This is a genomic window from Agathobacter ruminis (assembly GCF_002735305.1).
Lineage (GTDB): Bacteria > Bacillota > Clostridia > Lachnospirales > Lachnospiraceae > Roseburia > Roseburia ruminis.
On the sequence record NZ_PDYG01000042.1, the window covers coordinates 1 to 21,748 of the forward strand.

Genomic DNA, 21,748 nt, shown 5'->3' on the forward strand with positions numbered 1-21,748 from the left:
GCCGCCTTCCGTGGCGGCGCATGCCTATAAACATCAAAACTCATTTTTATTTCACTAGGCGCACTCCAATTCACCCGGGGATCCTTTAGATGAGAAGTACATATACGATTGCTTTTGTGTGTCCGCCAACGATAAACCTTTTTTCAAAATTGTACAGGCATGCAAAAGACAGATGGTAATAAGGATGCGAGCTTTTGCATATATGAAAACCAAAATATTCTTGCAAAGTGAAGGGCACCGGGGCATGGACTGAGGATGTTTATCATAAGGTATACTGTGAATGGGAATCCATTTTCTTATAAAAGAGAGAGGGCCGGCAAATCTTCGATTTGCCGGCCAGACTTACACTAGGAGTAAGTTGCTAAGGGATTTTATATAGAATCAGCTTATCGCTGTTTCTAACATATATTATCTGCTGTGATCTTATACAGAAGCAATTGCCTTTCCAAGTGCTTCACATTCTTCGAGTACATGTTCATCAGGTGCATCCTGACAAATCAGTCCTTCATTGTTTACAATTGTTGCACCGGCATTTTGCATACGCTCCACCCAATCGCGCATCCACTCACCGTCGCCCCATCCATAGGAGCCAAATAAAGCAATGGTCTTGCCTGACACAGAGCCTTCCAGCTCAGATACAAAAGGCTCCATTTCCGACTCTTCAAGCACTTCAGCGCCCATTGCCGGACATCCTAACGCAAATGCTTTTTGCGCCTTTAAACTGTCAACCGATGCATCTCCAACATATACTGCACTGACGCCGGCTCCTTTGGCTACTGCCTCAGCCATTGCCTGTGTATTTCCTGATTGAGACCAATAAATTACACTTGTCATTTTTTCCTCCTAACACGCAGCTGAATCCACCTGCGAATTTTGATATTTTTGAATGATTGTGCGAATATCTTGGTTCGCAGCAATCAAACGAACCAGTTCTTCTTTTGCGGCTTCATATTGCGCAAAAATTTTCTTTTTCTCTGTCACATTGTCATATACTTTCCAGTAACCGCGATACAGATAATTCTGCCCATCATTCCGGATAAAACCGACCACATCCTCTACCGGATAACCGAGGATCATTCCCATCTCATGCGGAAATTCATTGCTTTCTCCCCGCATATAGTTCTCATAGCGCTGTTGAAAGCGACGCAGCACCGCACCGAGCGAATAAGACCGGTATCCACAGCTTTGCAAAAATGCTCTCACCTGCGCTTTTTGCAAATAAGCCAATAATTCGTCCCTGCGATAGAGCAAATATGTCACACGATCCGTCTCGCCACCGTCACTTAGGCGAAAATAATGTAAATGACTCTTGCGAAACAACATCCGAAACACTTCTTCCTGCTGACGTTTCATTGGAAACAAATTCGAGATTTTAACTCCGGTAATGGTCGGAGCACATTGAAGTGCCAACTGAAGGTTAAAATTCTTTTTATTCAATTTACAAACAATTTCCAACACTTCCTGGCACATCACATACTCCACTTTGTTTGAGAGAGAATCAAGAGGTTGATCTATTCTTCCACAAGTTAAAAGTCGCTATGCTTCAATATGGTTTCATTATTTAAACTTGTGTTAGTTATCTCTAACCTATGTACAAGTATATCCATACCTGATGCATAAGTCAACAAGATTTTTTTAGTATATAAGTACTATTTTTCAAAGTAAAAAAAAAGCAGAGGTGTTTCCACCTCTGCTCTATATACTATGCAATTTCAATTGCCGATTCACATTCGCCTTCATATAAGCGAATCAAATCATCTTTGCATTCCACAAAATAGCGGCCGAGAACCGGATCAAAATGTGTTCCCAATGAATTTTCGATGACAGAAAAAGCCTGTTCATAACTCATAGCCTGCTTATAACATCTCTCACTGACTAAGGCATCAAACACATCTGCAAGTGCCATGATTCTGGCCTCCATTGGAATGCGCTCACCCTTTAATCCTTCCGGATAGCCACTTCCGTCCCATTTCTCATGATGATAATGGGCGATATTGACAGCCACTTCCACGAATTCCGGTTCTTCAAATTCTCCAAAGACTTCCTCGACGATTTTTGCACCTTTGGCAGAATGCGTCTTCATTTCAGCATATTCATCTTCCGTATATTTACCCGGCTTGTTCAAAATATAATCTCGCACGGCGATTTTGCCCATATCATGCATCGGCGCAGCACGCCATACTGCCTCAAAATACTGTTCCGAGAATTGCAATTCCGGTTTCATACGCTTGAGATATTCCATAAACAGTCGAACGGTATGACTTGTCCTCTTGATATGGTCTCCCGTTGTAAAATCACGGTTCTCGACAATATTAGCCATGCTCATCAACACATGATTTTGTAATTCTTCAATATGATCAATCTTTTCTTTTACCTTTTCCTCCAATTCAAAATTGTAATTATTGAGCAGATTGATATATTTGAATTGCTGAGAGTCATCAAACAATACCACGGTATATCCGACCTGACGATTCTTATGACCGTAACGAAGCGGACGAATCATACAGCTTAATGCCTTGTCATCGTCATAGATGCGATGCGTCAATTTTTGTGCATCCGTACGCGAATCAAACTCGTTGAGCCATTTGTTGATGGTTCCGGTCACCGGAGCTTTCTTGCTTGTAAAAATATGCTCACACTCGAGATATCGCAGCTGTGGCAAAAGGTCTTCCGCCGTTTCATTGCATCCGAGATAATGGCGTTTCATATCTATAAAGATATATCCATAATCCTGCTGTTGAAGCATATGCGACACAATATTCGAATCAATGTCATGCATATTGATGGTTTGCACCATGGTAATCAATACAATTTCCATAATCAAAAATGCGAACGGATGTACTTTGACTGCAAAGTTGCCAAACCGCTCAAACAAAAAGGAAACCGTACCCAAAGCCATAATTCCTATAATACGAAAGCAATTGGAATATGCCATCTTTGTTCGATGTCGATGTGCATAGAAAAAAATCATGACAAACAAAGCAAAAAGGAAAACCAACTGGAATTCAAATACGAGTTCCAACGGACCGGTTGAATAAGAGAGCTCCCCCATTTCATTCCTGCGCGTAAAACTCAAATCACGTACAAACCAGTCTGTCTTGCCAATGGTCATTACCGACATCATCGAAAACACACATAGAACCGACACCGGTGCACACCATATCGCACGCGGATGAATTTTGCAGAAGGTACACAAAATCAAAATTGCAACCAGTTCCAGGTAGCAGCGCCCCACATAGGTAAGCTGAAGGCCGATCATTGCCTCCTCTGCCGTTTCCGACATTGCAATGGTCCAATATCCAAATAAGCTGATGGAGATTAAAACGCAAAAGAAAATATAGTGCATATTATTATGTCGCTTGGACGAAATAATCACACCTGCCAGAATTGCTAATGAAATAAAAAACGAAATCAAATATAAAAATGGTACAAAAAACATGTTGCTAAAAATGAAAAAATTACCCTTTCATTAAAAATTCTTTTTTAGTATACGCGAACTTTGTCACTTTTTCAAGACTTTAAAGTCATAAAATCGCCTGATTTTATAAATCTTTCACAAATTCTGCGTCTCGTATTGTTCCCACCCGGAGTTTGCGTTTTATTAGCACTCGATGTTAAAGAGTGCTAATTTTCTCTTGACATTTGAAATAAGCGGAATTATCATCATTTATGTACGATAAAAATACAAACTAAGGAGTGATAATAATGTCAGAAAAACATGGAACACTTTCCATTGATAGTGACAACCTGTTTCCTATCATCAAAAAATGGTTATATTCAGATCATGATATCTTCTATCGTGAATTGATTTCAAATGGATGCGATGCCATTACCAAATTAAAGAAGCTGGATATGATGGGCGAATGTGCTCTTCCATCCGATTATAAAGGCAAAATTTCCGTACTCGTCAATCCGGAGGAAAAGACCATCAAAATCATTGACAACGGTCTTGGAATGACCGCGGATGAAGTCGAGGAATATATCAGCCGTATCGCTTTTTCCGGTGCAACCGATTTCATCGAAAAATATAAAGACAAGAGCAATGATGACCAGATCATCGGTCACTTCGGTCTTGGATTTTATTCCGCATTTATGGTTGCCGATGAAGTTACCATCAATACCCTCTCTTATCAGGATGGAGCCACTCCGGTATTCTGGTCCTGCGACGGCGGTACCGAATATGAAATGAAAGACGGTGACAGAACCGAAGTCGGAACCGAAATCACCTTACATTTGAATGAGGACTGTCTGGAATTCGCCAATGAATACCGCGCACGCGAAATCATTGAAAAGTATTGTTCGTTCATGCCGACAGAGATTTATCTTGCAAAAGAAAATGCGCCGGAAGAATACGAAACCATCGACAAGGCAGATCGTCTGGACACCGACCGTGTCATCGAAGAGATTCATGAGGAAGCAAAGACGGAGGAGCGCGAAAAAGAGGACGGTACCAAAGAAACCGTTGAGGTATCTCCTGCTTCCGACAAGTTAAAGATTGTAAAGCGCCCGGTTGCATTAAATGATATTCATCCTCTCTGGGCCAAGAATCCTAACGATTGTACGGATGAAGAATACAAAGCCTTCTACCGTAAAGTATTCCTCGATTACAAAGAGCCGCTCTTCTGGATTCATCTGAATATGGATTATCCGTTTAATCTCAAGGGAATTCTCTACTTCCCGAAGATTAATACGGAATATGAATCCATCGAAGGTAAGATTAAACTTTATAACAATCAGGTATTTATCGCAGACAATATCAAGGAAGTCATTCCTGAATTCCTGATGCTCTTAAAGGGTGTCATCGATTGTCCTGATTTACCGCTGAATGTATCCCGTTCCGCTCTTCAGAATGATGGATTTGTCCGCAAAATTTCAGAATATATCACGAAGAAAGTTGCAGACAAATTGATCGGTCTGTGTAAGACAGATAAAGAAAATTATGAAAAATACTGGGATGACATCAGTCCATTCATCAAATTTGGCTGCCTGAAAGACGGCAAATTCTGCGACAAGATGAATGACTATATCCTCTTTAAGGATATCAATGACAAATATCTCACACTTCCTGAACTGCTCGTTCCTGTAGAAGAGCCTGAAGGCGAAACCGAGACAAAGCCAAAAGAGTCAGCAGACAATGAAGAAAAGAAACAGAAAACCGTATACTATGTAACTGACAAAGTACAGCAGAGCCAGTATATCAACCTGTTTAAAGAACAAGGATTAAATGCCGTCATCCTCGATCAGGCAATTGATACTTCTTTCATTACACAATTAGAACAGCGCAATGAGCATTATCGTTTTGCACGTGTGGATGCAGAAATGACCGACACCTTAAAAGATGATTCCAATGATACCAATCTCGAGGAAGAGACCAAAGCACTTTCCGAATTGTTCAAGAAAGTTTTGAACAATGACAAGCTGACCGTCACCGTCGAGGCATTAAAGAATGCAGAGATTGCATCTGTATTAACGCTCTCCGAGCAGGGACGACGCATGCAGGATATGATGAAAATGTATGCAGCCGGCGGTATGGGAGCCATGGATTTCAACATGTTTGCCGCAGATCAGACCCTGACTTTAAATGCCAACAACGAGCTGGTTCAGTACATCTTCAAGCACTCAGACAGCGAACATGTGCCGACATTTGTCGAGCAGCTCTATGATCTTGCCGTATTGGCAAACCAGCCGCTCTCACCGGAAGCAATGACCAAATTTGTCAATCGTACAAACAAGATTATGCTTTTACTTGCAAAATAATCAAAAACGACCTGCAATCGCAGGTCGTTTTTTATGCTTCTGTATGTTTTGCTTGAATTTTATTTTGCCAATATCGGAAGATGAAATGCATACAGACGGATGATAAAATCCCGATTGCAATTCCACCGATGATATCAGTCGGGAAATGACAATAATTATACATGCGCGAAAAAGCAATTGCCAGTGCCAGGATGGCAGCCGGAATACCAATTCTGCGGTCATAAAACAACAAAATCATGGCTGCAGTCACACCATTCATGGTATGACCTGACGGAAATGAAGCATCACCCGGCAGTTTCAGTCCCGCCGGAAAATCCGTAAATCCACTCACAACCCATGGTCTTGTTCGATTAAATGCATTTTTCATGATCAAATTGCCGATGATAAAGGTAAATAGCATTGCTGCGATGGTTTCCAGTCCCATCCAGCGCGTCTTCTTAGGAATCAGCAGAATCAATGCCAGGATAATCCAAAAAATACCGGCATTCCCAAGTGTTGATATTACAACCATAATCCGGTCAAGAATTGGATTGCGTATCGTCTGCAGATAGTCAAGAAACGGAATTTCCCATGATAAACTCCAGGTCATATCTATTCTCCCATCTTTTGTTTATAGATCGAAAAAAACGAATCGGTTGTCAGCTCATAATCCGTATCAAGTGTAATCTCATCCAGCGCATCCTGATTCAGATGAAATACCGCCGAATCAATATAAGCATCATAGGAATCGTCAAACTGTGCTTTCTGCTTTTGCAGACGGATTTTTTCGATGTTTTCGCGTGTCTTCTGCTCATCAAATTTATTGATTACTTTTACGAAATAATAGCCTTCTTCCGTCTCAATCATGTCCGACTCCGCATCATTGTCGAGATTGAATACCACATCTTCCACTTCTTTCGGATAATCCCCTCGGGCAATAAATGTTTCCAGTGAATCATTCTCGTTATAACTGGTTCCAATTGCCGCAAAATCACTGGATCCTGACAATTTTTCTTTGACAATTTCAGCCTGACTCTTATCTTTGATAAAAATCATTTGAACTTCCATAACGCGGGCTTCGTCATCGCTTACTTCTTCGTTGACGCCCTCGGTCATCATCTTATAGACCTTTTGCGCAAGAATATAATGCTTATAAGCTTCTGTCAGATGTTTTAAAGAGATTCCCGTGAATTCGAGTTCATCATCGGTCAGCGACTCATAATATTCATTGGCCATCTCTTCCGCTTTTTGATTTTCGCTTTCGGAGAGCTCCACTTCCTGTTGCTTTGCCAGTCCGTTAATGGCATAAATGCGTTCAATTTCACTGAGCGAGATTTTCTTAATATATTCCCTCAGTTTGCTCTCATCATAGTCCTTGCCCCAAAGGTCGACACCATAAGATGTTCCGTACAAATTTTTGTAATTGGCAAGATAGAGCTTTACTTCATCGATTTCACATTCTTCTCCATCCAGAGTAAATGCGACATCGGAACTCATCTTTTTTTCTTTTAATATAAATTCGGTATTGCCGATTCGGCATCCGTTTAGCATCGTTGCACAGATGCAGCCGGCCATCAAAACTCCGACATGTTTTCTGTTCAATTTCATAATTATCCTTCCACAATCAGATAACGCCCATCCCCAATCGAAAAGACTTCATCTGCTTCTAATATTTCTTCGTGAGTCATGCCGGAAATATCACTTCCGGTTTCCTCAAAATATGTAACGACTTCTTTTTTGTTTTTGCAGACAGTCGCCATACAATCCTCGAGAAATGCTTCTGCCTCTTCGAGATTATCTGCTACCGGCTCCGGAAACAGTTTTCCCTGCTGTTCTAAAAAAGCTTCCAATACTTTTTCATCGAATTCACTCATATAATTCTCCTCTGTTCAGATACAATATGATATCAATTTTACCATTTTCTGATGTCAATGCCAATCTTCTTTAATTCAGAATAGAATCTCGCAAGCGGAAATCCCACAACATTTTGATAATCTCCTTCAATGCGCGAGATAAACATTCCAAAAGCTCCCTGAATCCCGTATGCTCCTGCCTTGTCCATCGGCTCACCGGTCGCGATATAATCCCTAATCTCCTGATCCGTTAATGGTGCGACATGCACCTGTGTCTCCTCAGAAAAAGTGATTTTGCCGCTTCTTCCCGACGGTTCCATCAGGACAATCGTCACACCGGTATAGACTTTATGGGCACGACCACTGAGATTTTTCAGCATTTCAAACGCATCCTTCTCATCTTTTGGTTTTCCGAGAATTTTGCCATCGCAGGCAACAACCGTATCTGCACCAATGACCATCGTATCCGTCACCAGTTTTTTCTCTTCAGAGCCCTCTTCCTCACAGAACAGATTCTCCAGTTGTTTTTGCGAATAATGATAAATATTTCCGGCGACTTCAAGTGCTTTCTGTGCAGACAGGTCCTGCACCACCAGATCCGGCTCGGTGTGAAGAATCTGTTCTTCCCCTTTTGCCGGAATAATTTCAAATGATAAGCCGGCAGTCTCAAGAATCTCCTTGCGGCGAGGAGAACCTGATGCCAGAATAATCATACTCATATTGAAATAACCTCCTTCAGGCGGAATGAATAAATCAAAGTCCTGCTAACCGGGCCAAAGAGTTTCTCCAGGGCATCTTTGTACAGGAGTAACTGTTCCTCATAACGCAGGATCAATTCCTGTGCCTGTTCGACGCGGTCGGTCTTGTAGTCAAGCAATACCATTCCCTCGTCTGTCTTCCAAAAAACATCAATGATTCCCTGTACCAGGGTGCCATCCTTTCGTTGCATGACAAATGGTTTTTCTCTATAAAGTTCTCCTGCAGCAGCTGCTTTTGCCATGGATTCTGCAATCGGACTTTTTAAGAAATCCAAAAGTTCTCCTCCATGCAAACGATCAAACAGCGCCTCCTCGAGTGCTCCCGATTCTTTCATCTGTGCCAGCTGTGCATCTGCATAAGCCCGCAACTGCTCTTCACTCGCAAAATCCACCTTGGCCAATTGCGCAAAATCAAGCACTTCCATCATACGATGGACCGCCGTTCCAAACAATGCACCTGCAGACACCTGTGGCATCTGCGGATCCTGCTCTTGAACGGTTCTTGCGAATGCAGGAATATATGGATCTTTTTCCTGCAGCAGAAACGGAGCGGTCTCCACTTCGCCCTCAAGTGCATCATAGCGCTGTTTCATGGATTCATGTTTGATTTCGGAAACAGAATATTTCGATTTGCGCGAAACATCTGCCTGATAAGGATATTGATAAGCCATGGAATCAAGTACCAATTGCACCTTATCGGAATCCGCCTTGTCTATCTTATCACAAACTTCGCCATATGCCAGCATTTTTTCGACGGTTTGCTCCTGTTGTCCTTTTTCGAAATAACTTTGATCAAGTTCTTTCACATAATCATGTTTTCCGGACTGATACAGGATCGGCAAAATCCAGTCATAATAGCACTTTGCCGCCGCTTTTTCTCCGAATCCCAGAATTCCGTCTGTTTCAATTTCTTTTTTCGGTGCCACTCCGGTCAGAATCAGTTTTTCCTTTGCTCTGGTTAAGGCGACATACAGGATACGCATTTCTTCTCCCAAAGCTTCCAGATGTAAATAATTCTTAATTGCAGAAAGCATAATATTATCTTTCTTTTTGCGCGGATTGCCATAGATTTCGCGCATTGCCATACCCAGTTCCGGATGCAGCAACATATCTCCCTTTTCATCCTGCATATTGAAATTCTTGGACATTCCGGACACAAATACAATCGGATATTCCAGACCCTTGCTTTTATGAATGGTCTTAATATGTACGACATCGCCATTCTCTCCCTCGGCATCCGCTTCCCCAAAGTCCTTTTCGTATTTGCGCATTTGCGCAATATAGCGAAGGAAATGAAAGATTCCTTTATAGCTGGTCTGCTCGAATATCATCGCTTTCTCCACAAGTGTGGTCAAATTCGCATAGCGCGTCTTTCCGCCCGGCAATGCAGCCACATAACTGTCATATCCTGTGCGTCGGAAAATCAACTGAATCATTTCATGTACACTCAGATCCTTGCGTGAGCGCAATTCCAAAAGCAGGTCATAAAACGGATGCTCATTTGCTTTCAAATAGCGCAATGCAGCTTCTGCGAACGATTGTGCTTTCGGCAATTCATCCTCTTTGCATCCTTCAATTTTAATTTCAGCCAAATCCTCATCTGTAAGTTGTACAATCGGAGATTTTAACAGGGCTGCCATCGGAATATCCTGATACGGATTGTCAATCAACCTCAGGAAATTCAAAATCAGATTGACTTCTGTTGCGTCAAAATAACCGGTCGTGGAATCCACATGCGCAGGAATGCCGTATTGCTCCAGTGTCTCTACAAATATTGGTCCGGCCGTCTTGATGGAGCGAAGCAGAATCACAATATCGGAGAATTCCGCACCTCGCATTTCTTCGGTACGCTTGTCCCTGATCTGCATTTTCCGGCGCAAATCCAAAATGCGATGCGCAACCATGCGCGCCTCCAATTTAATTTTGTCATTTTCCTGTTCTTCTTCAGACAGCTGTTCATTGATTTCATCTTTGTTAAAAATCAAAACTTCCGCACATGGTTCCTCTGAATCAGGATATTTCGCGCCATAATTCAATTTGGCTTCATCATCATATTCGACGCCACCGAGTTCACGGTTCATCAATTTATAAAAAATATCATTGCAAAAATCCAATACCCCTTCGCGGCTTCGGTAATTGCATTGCAGATCGATTCGCTGCTGCTTACTGTCTTCTTTGGAATAAGATTCATATTTTCCGATAAACAGCTCCGGTTTTGCCATTCTGAAGCGATAAATACTCTGCTTGACATCACCAACCATAAACATATTGTAATTGCCCTGTTCATGGCCGGAAATCGCGGTCAGAATTGCCTCCTGTACCTCGTTGGAGTCCTGATATTCATCAATCATAATCTCCTTAAAATGCTTCCGGAATTCCTCCGCAGCCGGGCGTGCCTGTCCTGTTTCCTCATCCACTAAAATAGACAGTGCCAAATGTTCCATGTCGGAAAAATCAACCATATGACGCTTTTTCTTTTCTTCCCGGACATAGCAGTCCAACTTGATTGCCAGATTAACCAGTGTTTTCATATAAGGGAAAACGCGCTGCTGCTGCGCGAGAATTTCTTCCTCCGACATGAAAAAATAGGTTTTTTTGAGTCCATCCAGCTGTTTTTTATATTTCTCACGAATTGCTTTTACTTTTTCTTTCAGCTCCGGTGAGGCTGTCTCACATTTTGAGCTGGAAAGCTTCTGATATTTTAATGACGAAAGGCCTTCCTGCAATTCCTGAAAAGTCTTACATTCTTCCAGTCCCCGAAGCATTTCCAAATCCGACTGAAAAACTTCACAATAAGGCGTATTTCCGCTCGGGCTCATACAAATTTCCAGTGCAAGTTGTGCCATACGGGTTGCAGATTGAATATCTGCAACTGCCAGATCAACCACTTTTTGAATCGCACGTTTTTCCGTATCGTCTTCGAGCAAGCCATTCATCCATTTCTTTGGCCAGGCAGCGGATTGCGCAGACTGATAGATTTTTTCTACCATATCACGCACTTTCGCATCACTTCGCGCATCGGCATACTGATCAATCAAAGCCAGGAAATCCGGATTTTCGACCGCATATTCCGCATCAAACAATTCCTTGAGCATATCCTTGACCAACAGCTGTCCCTCGGTTTCATCTGCGACACGAAAATTGGGATCCAGATTGATTTCCTCAAAATAATTGCGGATCACAAAAAGGCAAAAACTGTCGATGGTCGTAATCTGCGCATGCGGCACCAGTGCACTTTGCTTTCGCAGATTTAAATCATCCAATGCTTTTCCGATTCGCTCTTTCATCTCGCCGGCTGCCGCTTTTGTAAATGTTACAACGAGCAGTTCATCGATATCGATCGGATCAGTAGGGTCGGTAATTCTTCGGATAATGCGTTCTACCAGAACGGTCGTTTTTCCGCTTCCTGCAGCCGCAGAGACCAAAATATCCCGATTGCGCAAATTGATTACTTTTAATTGATCGTCAGACCATGTAATACCCATATTTCTTAACCAATATCCTTCCCTGAATTGATGTCTGTTTTCATCATTTCAATCCATTCTTCCGTCTCCCGTTTTGCATCAATATTACGATATTGATATCCCGGAATCTTTTTGTCGAATCCGCAAATGCCCCGATACTGGCAGTATGCACAGGCATTTGTCGCCTTTTGTTCATACGGATTCACGGCTACATTGCCTTCATAAATCGCATCTCCGCTTTCCTTCATTCGCATGATCGCATAATCCGACAAAATGCCAAAGTCTTCTTCATTCAAAACCGAAGCACCCGATCTCAATCCCATATCTTTCTTCACACCTACCGGAATCACATTAGAATCATATGACGGATTGGCCAGATCATAATCCATTGCAAGATAGACATCCTGCTCTGCCAAAACGCGTCCGTTTGGTCTTAATTCCTTCAGATAATCATTCATCGGGTCATCTGTTTCTTTCAAAACCGGATCGGTAATTTTCTGATACAGGATTCCTGCCGGAACCGCATGCTCTTTCATCTGCAGTATCGCATTCAAATATACTGACAGCTGCAATTGCAGACCATGATAAATACGTGACAATTCCATCTGGGTATTGCCCGTCTTATAGTCGACGATTTTGACATAGATTTTGCCATCTTTGCGATATTCATCCAGACGGTCAATCTTACCGCTGACGCGAAGCAGACGTCCGTTTTTCAAGGCAAACTGCAGCTCATTGTCTGCTCCTGCACCGAATTTAATTTCAAAATCCTCCGGGACAAATTCCCCTTTGGCAATCTGAGCTGTCATGACCCACGCATTTCTGCGAAAAATTTCACGCATGCGTTTCAGCTGATACAGATCCGCATCATGCTCTTCTCCGGATTGTTCATATCCAAGCGCAACAAGAGCCTCTGACATTGCGCGGTCAGCCAGTTCGTCTCTTTTTTCTTCCTGAAGCATCGACCAGGAAATACCGGAATCCTTTACCGCACGTCCAAAACGTTCCATTGCCATATGATACAAATCTCCGACGTCCATCACATTCAGGCCGGCCTCCTGTCGTTCGCGCAATTGTAATCCGTAATTTAAGAAATGTGCATAGGCGCATGAAAAATATTTTTCAATTCGAGTTACGCTGCCATACAAAACATCTCCGTATAGCTGACGCGCAACATTTTTGCTGATTGGCTGTGCCTGATAACTGCAATATGGAGCGGCAATCAATTGTTCTGTCATCTCATGATGTTCCAGCGCTTTTGCAGCTGCATACCACCAGTCATCTTTCCGTCCCTGCGCGAGATAAGAAAGTGTCACCATTTCCGTCGAAAAATCCGGTTCTTCCATCAAAGAAGGCAGAATCTGTACCTGCAGATTCTCAAACAGCTGCAATACGGTCTTAATCAAATAAGACTCCTGCAAAGCCTTTCCGTCGCTACCGCTTCGCGCAAAACTCAAATATAAACGTTCTGACGGCTTTGTCAAATTGCGATACAGATAGAATCTCTGGATAAATGCCTTTTCGCGTGCAGACGGAGCCAACATAATATCAGCATCCAGCAGAGCCTGTCTCTCATATTCAGAGATAATGCCGCCATGATTGGTATTCTTTGGGATCACGCCTTCGTTGATTCCGACAAAGAATAATACTTTCGCGCCGTTTAATCTGGTACGCTCGATATCACCGACGGTAATCGCATCATATCCCGGCGGAACCGCGGCCAGCTGGATTGCTGACAGACCTGCATCCAGCAATTCCGAAAATACCTGTAAATCATATGGTTCTTCTCCGAGAAGTTCTTCATATTTTTCAAGCAATTGCATGACTTTTTCATACAATTGTTCATATTCTTTTGCTTTGCTCTGCAATCCTCTCTCCAGATACTCATTGGCAGATTGCATCAGCTGATCCGCAGATTGCATTGCGACAATAATCTGATAAATGGCATGGATTCCATCAGCCAGCGTCGCATCTTTTTGCTTTTGCAGAAGAATCATCGGATTCCATAAATCCATCAACTGCAGACGCATGGACTCGACGCGCTCAAGATCAAAGTCCTTGCTCTTTCCTTTTCGTCCAAGCCATGACCTTGACCAGCCTGATTGCCTTCTGATTCCGGTTGCAATGAGATAATTGTCCAGATAATCAATCTCTTCTTCTTCGAGGTTTGCGAAGCCGCAACGCAGGAATCTCATCACCGACTCATAATTAAAATCTCGATCAAATATCTCGATCAGGGCTCGAATGCAGTCTGTAAACGGCGAATAAAATACCGAGGTCGTACTGTCAAGGAAATATGGAATTCCATAATTTTCCATCACTTCCTGCGCATAGATTTGATACTGTTCCAAAGCGCCTGTCACAATCGCAATATCGCGATAACGATAATGTTCCCTGCGCACCAGTGTGTTGATCTGTCTGGCGACAAATATCATTTCTTCCCGCGGTGTCATCGCATTCCAGATTGAAATTGCCTGATGTGGCTGATCGCTCTGATATTTCTGACAGTCCTGACGAAACAGATTGGCCTCGAGATGTGCAAGCTCCGGAACTGCGGCAAATCTGCGCTCGGACGGACTTTTCATAATGACAGGATCCTCCACAGGAATTCCCTGTCTCCCGGAAATCTCCGACAGTTTGCGAATGGTCGTCTTCGAAAGATCAAACAGATCTTCCATGCCCTCACTTGGCTTGAATGCTTCCCGTTCATCAATCGATAAGGATACATAAATGCGGTCGGTTACCGTCAGCAGCTGTTCGAGCAGTCGATACTGAATCGGGGTAAATCCGGTATATTCATCCAGCACAATCACACTGTCGCGCAACAATTCCGAATCTTTTGCAACGTCACATAAAACATTTAAAATTTCTTCGGCCATAATATAATGGTCTTTCATATATTCCAGAAATTTGGTATATAAGATATTTACGTCCTTCATCTTTGTGATAAAATTGCGCGAAAAGTTGCCAATTGATGCAAACTGATCAATCAGCTCCGGAGAAATATTATATTGCACAAATTCTGAAATCAAAGATTTTAACTGTTCCACATAGCCCATGCGGCTCATATTGTTTTTTAACACCGTCAGATTGGCATCCTCTTCCTGCGCGATTCGGCGCAGCAACAGATTCTTGCCCGTTTCTTCCAAAACAGCCAAATCGGACATTCCCATGTCATCAAAGACTCGATATGCCAATCGCTTAAAACTTAAGATATCAATGTTCATAATCGCGCCATTTGGCGACAATGAAACCAGCTTTTGCTGTGTGGAAAGCGTAAACTGCTCCGGTACAATCACAAGATAATTCTTGTTGGGATGTTCCATCGCCTGCTTTGTAATCAAACGATAAAGATATTCGCTTTTTCCGCTTCCCGATCCGCCTAAAATAAATTGAATTCCCATACTCGTCCCTTTATTTTATATTTTTGAAATATTGATATGTCCGTCGATGCTGGCCTGCATCACCTGTTCGGAGATTCGATGCGCGACATCACTGATTTCATGCGCATCAATCCAATCCTGCAATGCCGGTTCCACATGGTCCTTTGCCAGTTGCGCATGATAAGCATTCAGATGATTCATATATTGCATCAATTCCTCGAACTGATTCGTATGCGAAAGCAGATTGGTCCCATATTGCCGCTGCTCAAGCCCTGCAGTCACAATCACCTGCATACACAGATGTAATTCTCCTGTCACATCGGAGGCTTCCATCAAAATATCAGGCCGCTTCTGCCTACATTCGAGAAAATAATTCTTTGCGCCTTCAAAATCACATTTTGCAAAAAATCTGCCCAGCTGTTGTTTCACTTCTCTGGTCTCAGCCTTTTCCCCCAGCATGCCGACCATGCATTCGTAAACCTTCAGATTCCGGTGTACAATCCAGACATATTGCAGAAATTCAGAGATAAAGCCAAAGATTCTGCGGTGATAGCTGTCCTCTTCTTCGACTGTGATCCGCTTTTCCAGCTCAAATAATGTTCCAAACAAAAATTCCATATATGCATCATACAGTTCCTTTTTGCAAATCATCATATTGCCGAAATAGGTATGCTTTTCCTGCACCAGCCTGCGAAATGTCGTGGCATAGTCCGGATACAGATCATCCAGCACCTTCATGGTCTCATCGAGATAATAGATTTTATGATTCTCACCGAATCCATAATAATAAGAAAAATTCAGGTCCAGTCGTTTGGTGGTGATGATATCATAAGACTTCAGAATCGTTTGGATTTCATCCTGTCGAAACATATATCCGGCATGATTGAGCAGGTATCGCCGATAATGGCAGCATCCGACTATATCTGCGCATTTCTCATTTTTCCATATCCAATACAGACCTGTCAATTCGCTGTAATAACAATTCTTTTCGGAAATGGAATCTCCCGTATCATCTCCCAGATAAGAGGCCAGTTCCGGATTCGGGTGGGTTGCTCTGCCCACCTGCATCGGCAGATACATCGAATCCGACGGAATATCAAATTTTTTGTGTGTCATCACATATATTTTTGTTCTCATATCTTCTATTATACACATTTCTCCTTGACATCACTTCTAATTTTTTGCAAAATAGCCTTTGGGTGTTTTCTATTAAAAGGAAGGAAAAAAGAAATGAAAAACTGTTTTGTTGCTCAATCGGGCGGTCCTACCGCCGCAATCAACTCCTCTTTGGCAGGAGTAATTTCAGCTGTTCAAAAAACTGAACACTTTGATCGTATTTACGGTCTTCTCAATGGAATTACAGGACTTTTCGAAAATCGTTTTATTGATTTGTCCGAACATTTTGCAACGGAGCGTTCCCTGGAACAATTAAAGACCACTCCGGCCATGTTTCTCGGTTCCTGCCGTTTCCAGCTGCCATCCGTTGAAGAAGATTCTGCCGTCTATGAAAAAATCTTTGCCTTTTTCAAAGAACATGATGTGGCTGCATTCTTTTATATTGGCGGAAATGACTCCATGGATACCGCAATGAAACTGTCTGCTTATGCAAAGCGCATCGGCTCTCAAGTCAAAATCATCGGTGTTCCGAAAACCATCGACAACGATCTGGTTCACATCGATCATACGCCGGGATTTGGCTCCGCAGCCAAATATGTCGCTGCAAGTATGCTCGAGATGGCATATGACACTTCGATTTACAAATTAAACAGTGTCACCATCGTGGAAGTCATGGGACGCGACGCCGGATGGCTGACCGCCGCAACCGCGCTTGCCAGAACAGAATTCTCAGATGCTCCGCATTTGATTTATCTGCCGGAAGTACCGTTTGATACCGAACAGTTCCTTGAAGATGTCCGCGAAAAGGTCATCCAATATAATAATGTCCTTGTCGCCGTATCTGAGGGAATCCGTGATGCACAGGGTAATTATATCAGTGCAACGGAAGCAACCGTTGATCAGTTTGGTCACAGCCAGCTTAGTGGCGCAGGAAAGACGTTGGAGCGTCTCGTAGCCCGCGAGCTCGGCATTAAAGTACGCTCTGTAGAAATCAATATCCTGCAGCGCTGCGGAGGCCATTTTGCATCCCGCACAGACCTTGAAGAAGCATTTCGACTCGGCGCCAATGCTGTCGCTTATGCACAGGAAGGCATCAGCGGCATGATGTCCACTCTGACACGCGAAAACGGGGCTGAAGGCTATCAGGTAAGCTATGGATATGCTGATTTAAATGAAATTGCAAACCGTGTCAAATCCGTACCGCTTTCATTTATCAATGAGGCACATAATGATGTAACCGATGAAGCAATCAAATACCTGAAGCCATTGATTCAGGGTGAATACGAAACCCGCTATCAGAATGGACTTCCATGCTATACGCCGATTTATTGTTCTTCGAACATCTCCCGATAATCCTGTTCATCCGCAAAAAGCTGATAGGTACCATCGAGATAACCCATATATCCGTTTGAAGTATAATATCCTTTCATAAAAAAACTCCTTTCATAGCGAAGTAAATGTGTATCATTTCTTTGTTATGAAAGGAGTTTATTCTATTTAGTGTCCGATAAATCGAACATTTTAGTGATGGAACAGACGAATTCCGGTAAAGCTCATCACCATATCATATTTATTACAGGTGTCAATTACATGATCGTCGCGCACCGATCCTCCCGGCTGTGCAACATATTTCACACCGCTTCTGTGTGCACGCTCAATGTTGTCACCGAACGGGAAGAATGCATCCGATCCAAGTGCCACATCCGTATTCTGATCCAGCCATGCTCTCTTTTCTTCTGCAGTAAATACAGCCGGCTTGGTCTTGAAGATCTTTTCCCAGGCCCCATCAGCCAGGACATCCATATAATCCTCACCCATATATAAGTCAATTGCATTGTCGCGGTCTGCGCGCTTGATTCCATCCACAAACGGAAGATTCAATACCTGTGGAGACTGACGCAGCCACCAGTTGTCTGCCTTTGATCCGGCAAGTCTGGTGCAGTGAATTCTCGACTGCTGGCCGGCGCCGATTCCGATTGCCTGTCCGCCTTTTACATAGCAGACACTGTTTGACTGGGTATATTTCAAAGTAATCATTGCAATCGCAAGATCAATCTTTGCCTGCTCGGTCAAAGCCTTGTTCTCTGTCACAATATTGTCAAAGAAATGCTCATCGATTTTTAATTCATTGCGTCCCTGCTCAAATGTAATTCCGAATACTTCCTTTTTCTCGGATGCCTTTGGCACATAATTCGGATCAATCTTGATGACACAGTAATTGCCGTTTTTCTTTGCCTTTAAAATTTCAAGCGCCTCATCGGTATAATCCGGTGCAATCACGCCGTCAGATACTTCTCTTTTGATAACAAGTGCGGTGGAAGCATCACAGGTATCGGAAAGAGAGATAAAATCTCCGAAGCTTGACATTCTGTCTGCGCCTCTTGCACGGATATAGGCATTTGCCATCGGTGTAAATTCGATGTCCATATCCTCTACCCAGTAGATTTTCTTTTCTACATCTGTCAGCGGAAGTCCGACTGCGGCACCTGCCGGTGATACATGCTTGAAAGAAGTTGCGGCCGGAAGTCCGGTTGCACGCTTTAACTCTGATACCAGCTGCCATCCGTTAAATGCGTCAAGGAAATTGATATATCCGGCTCTGCCGTTTAATACCTCAATTGGAAGATCACTTCCATCTTCCATGTAGATTCTGGAAGGCTTCTGGTTTGGATTACATCCGTATTTTAATTCATATTCGTTCATCGTCATTCTCCTATTTCTGATTCAATTTTTTCGCACAATCGGCTTTTTTATTGATTCTTATTGATGATGCGGGTTTCATATTTTCCGGTTTCAATATCGATGTAGCGGACAAAAAGAGAAACCTTATTGTCTTCATTCAGGTTTGACCATACAAGATTGGTAAATTCATCGATGTCTCCGCAAATATCAACCCAGGTCGGTTCTCCTTCAAAGCTTGGAAGCGGATTGCCGTCTCCCATATAGGTATGGATGAATCTGCCCTCTCCTGCCTTTGGATTCTCATAAGAGAAGGTGTAACGGTTGCAGGAATCCGAGTCTCCGTTGTTGCTCTTTAAAATAGACATTGCATATTCAAATGCACCGTCTTTGATTTCCATAACACCGGAAATACGAGGTGTATAATTTGGTCCGTCCGGCTCAAATTCACGACAACGCAGAGAAACTTCAAAAGTCTCCCCTTTGCTCATTCCTTTATAAACGGTATCAGTCTGATCTCCATTCGTAACAATGGTCTTATCTCCCAGCACGCGAACCGGTGCATAGATAATCAGGCTTGGATCAGTTAACTTGCTCGGATCAAATGCCTGTGTGCGGATGCCTTCGCCATCTTCCACAAATACACGGTTACGGCTATTCTCGCTGCGGCCCATAATAAAATATGCTGTTACGGCATATTTTCCGTCTGCTGAGCGGCCGATTACAATTCCGCGGCCCGGATAAGTTGTTGCAGATAATTCTGTTGCAAGTGAAATTCTGTTCATTTCTTGTCTCCTTTTTTGACACAAAACCATTACTTGGGAAGAAGTCTCTGTTGCATCGGCAAACCAGAGGGGGGGAAGAATACAAAAAATGCCGACAGTCCAAGCAACAATTATCGAAACTTCTTCTTCATAATTGGTGCCCAGACGGTCGGCTTAATATTCGTTATACTTCATGTGGTATGCTCCACTTTCCGTCAGTCATATAACACAGTTATTATAATCAAACGATTGCCCCAAAGTCAACCCGCAATTTTTCCTAAAGTTAACATATGCAAAAGCTCCGGCGAAAGCCGGAGCATGGTTTTAGTTTTTGAAACTGTGAATTGGAGCCGGAATGCGTCCACCGCGGTTGATGAAGTCTGCACATGAGAACGGGTTAACCGGCATAATCGGAGCATATCCAAACAGACCTCCGAATTCCACCTGGTCGCCAACTTTCTTTCCGATTGCAGGAATCAGACGTGCCGCAGTCGTCTTCTGGTTCACCATACCAAGCGCCATCTCGTCTGCAATCATACCCGAAATCGTCGTTGCAGGAGTGTCTCCCGGAATGGCAATCATGTCAAGTCCGACTGAACATACACAGGTCATGGCTTCAAGCTTTTCGAGATTGATTGCGCCGGCTTCGACCGCATTAATCATACCCTGGTCTTCCGATACAGGAATAAATGCGCCGGACAAACCACCGACGTAAGAGGATGCCATAACACCACCCTTTTTGACCTGATCATTGAGCATAGCAAGCGCAGCTGTCGTACCTGGAGCACCTGCATATTCAAGTCCGATGGAGCAAAGAATATCTGCAACACTGTCGCCGACTGCCGGCGTCGGTGCCAATGACAAATCCACAATACCAAACGGAATATTGAGCATACGGGATGCTTCTTTTGCCACCAGTTGTCCCACACGGGTTACTTTAAATGCGGTCTTTTTGATGGTTTCGCAGAGAACTTCAAAGCTTTCGCCCTTTACCTTTTCTACTGCACGCAATACCACACCAGGGCCGGATACTCCGACATTGATAACTGCATCGGTCTCTGTCACGCCGTGGAATGCACCGGCCATAAACGGATTGTCATCCGGTGCGTTGCAGAATACAACCAGCTTCATGCAGTCTGCAGAATCATTGTCTTTGGAAATTTCAGCCACTTCAAGAATAATCTCGCCCATCAGCTTAACCGCGTCCATATTGATACCGGTCTTGGTGGATGCAAGATTGACAGAACTGCATACACGCTCGGTTCTGTGAAGTGCAATCGGGATGGAACGAATCAGCATCTCGTCCGCTTTCGTCATACCCTTTGATACCAATGCGGAATATCCGCCGATCAGGTTGACACCAACCTGCTTTGCGGCACGGTCCATGGTATCTGCGATGGTTGCAAAATCTTCCGGACTCTTGCAGGCTGCTCCGCCGACTAATGCAATCGGTGTTACGGAGATGCGCTTGTTGACAATCGGAATACAGTAGTTGGATTCAATCTCATTTCCAACTTTTACCAGATTTTTGGCAACCGTTGTAATTTTGTTGTAAATCTTTTCGTTTAATTTCTGCAAATCGGAATCTATACAGTCCAAAAGGCTGATTCCAATGGTGATGGTGCGGACATCAAGATTTTCCTTTTCGACCATCTCATTGGTTTCCAATACTTCGCCAATATTAATCATGTTCTATCCTCTCTCACTAAATTCTGTGCATCATCTGGAAAATTTCTTCTTTTTGACACTTGATCACAACGCCGATGGATTCGCCCAACTGATCGAGTTCATCGGAAATTGTAGCAAAATTCTTTGCTGCATCAGCGGTATCTACAATCATCATCATATTGAAATACCCTGACACGATGGTCTGGGAAATGTCCAGCACATTAACACCTGAATCAGCAAGATATGTACATACCTTTGCAATGATACCAACGGTATCTTTTCCTACTACAGTAATGATAGTTTTGTTCATGATTCTCTCCTCTTTTG

General features: G+C 43.1%; 16 protein-coding genes and 1 riboswitch. Of the genes, 2 read left to right on the top strand and 14 right to left on the bottom strand.

Going from position 1 to position 21,748, the window contains the following annotated elements; translation table 11 throughout:
- Window positions 1-423: 423 nt before the first annotated feature.
- From CSX02_RS07235 to CSX02_RS07245, 3 genes are all read right to left on the bottom strand, one after another.
- On the bottom strand, window positions 424-834 hold the full coding sequence (locus CSX02_RS07235; RefSeq protein WP_031543073.1) for a flavodoxin: 411 nt from the start codon (window positions 832-834) through the stop codon (window positions 424-426).
- 9 nt (window positions 835-843) lie between these two features.
- Window positions 844-1,437, bottom strand: coding sequence for a DUF3793 family protein (locus CSX02_RS07240; protein WP_189281420.1), 594 nt, complete (start codon window positions 1,435-1,437; stop codon window positions 844-846).
- Between the two features lie 265 nt (window positions 1,438-1,702).
- A complete protein-coding gene (locus tag CSX02_RS07245; protein ID WP_099386184.1) occupies window positions 1,703-3,439 on the bottom strand; it encodes an HD domain-containing phosphohydrolase in 1,737 nt (578 codons plus the stop codon).
- A 266-nt stretch (window positions 3,440-3,705) separates the two neighbouring features.
- On the opposite strand from CSX02_RS07245, the gene htpG reads away from it, so the two are divergent.
- Window positions 3,706-5,757: a molecular chaperone HtpG gene (gene htpG / locus CSX02_RS07250; RefSeq protein ID WP_099386185.1), complete on the top strand. Its 2,052-nt coding sequence runs from the start codon at window positions 3,706-3,708 to the stop codon at window positions 5,755-5,757.
- A gap of 31 nt (window positions 5,758-5,788) precedes the next feature.
- Here htpG and CSX02_RS07255 read toward each other — a convergent pair whose 3' ends face one another.
- Genes CSX02_RS07255 through CSX02_RS07285 form a run of 7 tightly spaced genes read right to left on the bottom strand, consistent with a single transcriptional unit; the run spans window position 5,789 to window position 16,331 of the window.
- On the bottom strand, window positions 5,789-6,346 hold the full coding sequence (locus CSX02_RS07255) for a phosphatase PAP2 family protein (protein WP_031543069.1): 558 nt from the start codon (window positions 6,344-6,346) through the stop codon (window positions 5,789-5,791).
- 2 nt (window positions 6,347-6,348) lie between these two features.
- Entirely contained in the window at window positions 6,349-7,344 is a 996-nt protein-coding gene (locus CSX02_RS07260; protein WP_099386186.1) for a peptidyl-prolyl cis-trans isomerase, read from the bottom strand.
- A gap of 2 nt (window positions 7,345-7,346) precedes the next feature.
- A complete protein-coding gene (locus tag CSX02_RS07265) occupies window positions 7,347-7,610 on the bottom strand; it encodes a hypothetical protein (RefSeq protein WP_031543067.1) in 264 nt (87 codons plus the stop codon).
- A 38-nt stretch (window positions 7,611-7,648) separates the two neighbouring features.
- Window positions 7,649-8,308, bottom strand: a complete 660-nt coding sequence (locus tag CSX02_RS07270) for a Maf family protein (RefSeq protein WP_099386187.1) — start codon at window positions 8,306-8,308, stop codon at window positions 7,649-7,651.
- Entirely contained in the window at window positions 8,305-11,832 is a 3,528-nt protein-coding gene (addA, locus tag CSX02_RS07275; protein ID WP_099386188.1) for a helicase-exonuclease AddAB subunit AddA, read from the bottom strand. Before addA ends, CSX02_RS07270 begins: the two co-directional genes overlap by 4 nt.
- A gap of 5 nt (window positions 11,833-11,837) precedes the next feature.
- Entirely contained in the window at window positions 11,838-15,215 is a 3,378-nt protein-coding gene (locus CSX02_RS07280) for a PD-(D/E)XK nuclease family protein (RefSeq protein WP_099386189.1), read from the bottom strand.
- Between the two features lie 15 nt (window positions 15,216-15,230).
- A complete protein-coding gene (locus tag CSX02_RS07285) occupies window positions 15,231-16,331 on the bottom strand; it encodes a DUF4422 domain-containing protein (RefSeq protein WP_189281422.1) in 1,101 nt (366 codons plus the stop codon).
- Between the two features lie 93 nt (window positions 16,332-16,424).
- Here CSX02_RS07285 and CSX02_RS07290 point away from each other — a divergent pair, with 93 nt between their 5' ends.
- Complete coding sequence (locus CSX02_RS07290) at window positions 16,425-17,663, top strand: 6-phosphofructokinase (RefSeq protein WP_031543061.1); 1,239 nt, start codon at window positions 16,425-16,427, stop codon at window positions 17,661-17,663.
- Between the two features lie 168 nt (window positions 17,664-17,831).
- Here CSX02_RS07290 and CSX02_RS07295 read toward each other — a convergent pair whose 3' ends face one another.
- From CSX02_RS07295 to CSX02_RS07310, 4 genes are all read right to left on the bottom strand, one after another.
- Window positions 17,832-19,013, bottom strand: a complete 1,182-nt coding sequence (locus CSX02_RS07295; RefSeq protein WP_099386191.1) for a phosphoribosylaminoimidazolecarboxamide formyltransferase — start codon at window positions 19,011-19,013, stop codon at window positions 17,832-17,834.
- Window positions 19,014-19,060: 47 nt separating this feature from the next.
- Window positions 19,061-19,774, bottom strand: a complete 714-nt coding sequence (locus CSX02_RS07300; protein ID WP_099386192.1) for an IMP cyclohydrolase — start codon at window positions 19,772-19,774, stop codon at window positions 19,061-19,063.
- Between the two features lie 131 nt (window positions 19,775-19,905).
- Window positions 19,906-19,986, bottom strand: a riboswitch (ZMP/ZTP riboswitch).
- Between the two features lie 91 nt (window positions 19,987-20,077).
- Window positions 20,078-21,442, bottom strand: coding sequence for a PFL family protein (locus CSX02_RS07305; RefSeq protein ID WP_099386193.1), 1,365 nt, complete (start codon window positions 21,440-21,442; stop codon window positions 20,078-20,080).
- A gap of 16 nt (window positions 21,443-21,458) precedes the next feature.
- Window positions 21,459-21,731, bottom strand: a complete 273-nt coding sequence (locus CSX02_RS07310) for an ACT domain-containing protein (protein ID WP_031543057.1) — start codon at window positions 21,729-21,731, stop codon at window positions 21,459-21,461.
- Window positions 21,732-21,748: the final 17 nt, after the last annotated feature.

What these genes read in the sequence shown, in the direction of transcription:
- CSX02_RS07270 (WP_099386187.1), bottom strand. Translation starts at nt 8,308, where the DNA reads ATGAGTATGATTATTCTGGCATCAGGTTCTCCTCGCCGCAAGGAGATT.
- CSX02_RS07255 (WP_031543069.1), bottom strand. Translation starts at nt 6,346, where the DNA reads ATGACCTGGAGTTTATCATGGGAAATTCCGTTTCTTGACTATCTGCAG.
- CSX02_RS07265 (WP_031543067.1), bottom strand. Translation starts at nt 7,610, where the DNA reads ATGAGTGAATTCGATGAAAAAGTATTGGAAGCTTTTTTAGAACAGCAG.
- CSX02_RS07300 (WP_099386192.1), bottom strand. Translation starts at nt 19,774, where the DNA reads ATGAACAGAATTTCACTTGCAACAGAATTATCTGCAACAACTTATCCG.
- htpG (WP_099386185.1), top strand. Translation starts at nt 3,706, where the DNA reads ATGTCAGAAAAACATGGAACACTTTCCATTGATAGTGACAACCTGTTT.
- addA (WP_099386188.1), bottom strand. Translation starts at nt 11,832, where the DNA reads ATGGGTATTACATGGTCTGACGATCAATTAAAAGTAATCAATTTGCGC.
- CSX02_RS07290 (WP_031543061.1), top strand. Translation starts at nt 16,425, where the DNA reads ATGAAAAACTGTTTTGTTGCTCAATCGGGCGGTCCTACCGCCGCAATC.
- CSX02_RS07245 (WP_099386184.1), bottom strand. Translation starts at nt 3,439, where the DNA reads ATGTTTTTTGTACCATTTTTATATTTGATTTCGTTTTTTATTTCATTA.
- CSX02_RS07305 (WP_099386193.1), bottom strand. Translation starts at nt 21,442, where the DNA reads ATGATTAATATTGGCGAAGTATTGGAAACCAATGAGATGGTCGAAAAG.
- CSX02_RS07260 (WP_099386186.1), bottom strand. Translation starts at nt 7,344, where the DNA reads ATGAAATTGAACAGAAAACATGTCGGAGTTTTGATGGCCGGCTGCATC.
- CSX02_RS07295 (WP_099386191.1), bottom strand. Translation starts at nt 19,013, where the DNA reads ATGAACGAATATGAATTAAAATACGGATGTAATCCAAACCAGAAGCCT.
- CSX02_RS07310 (WP_031543057.1), bottom strand. Translation starts at nt 21,731, where the DNA reads ATGAACAAAACTATCATTACTGTAGTAGGAAAAGATACCGTTGGTATC.
- CSX02_RS07285 (WP_189281422.1), bottom strand. Translation starts at nt 16,331, where the DNA reads ATGAGAACAAAAATATATGTGATGACACACAAAAAATTTGATATTCCG.
- CSX02_RS07235 (WP_031543073.1), bottom strand. Translation starts at nt 834, where the DNA reads ATGACAAGTGTAATTTATTGGTCTCAATCAGGAAATACACAGGCAATG.
- CSX02_RS07280 (WP_099386189.1), bottom strand. Translation starts at nt 15,215, where the DNA reads ATGGGAATTCAATTTATTTTAGGCGGATCGGGAAGCGGAAAAAGCGAA.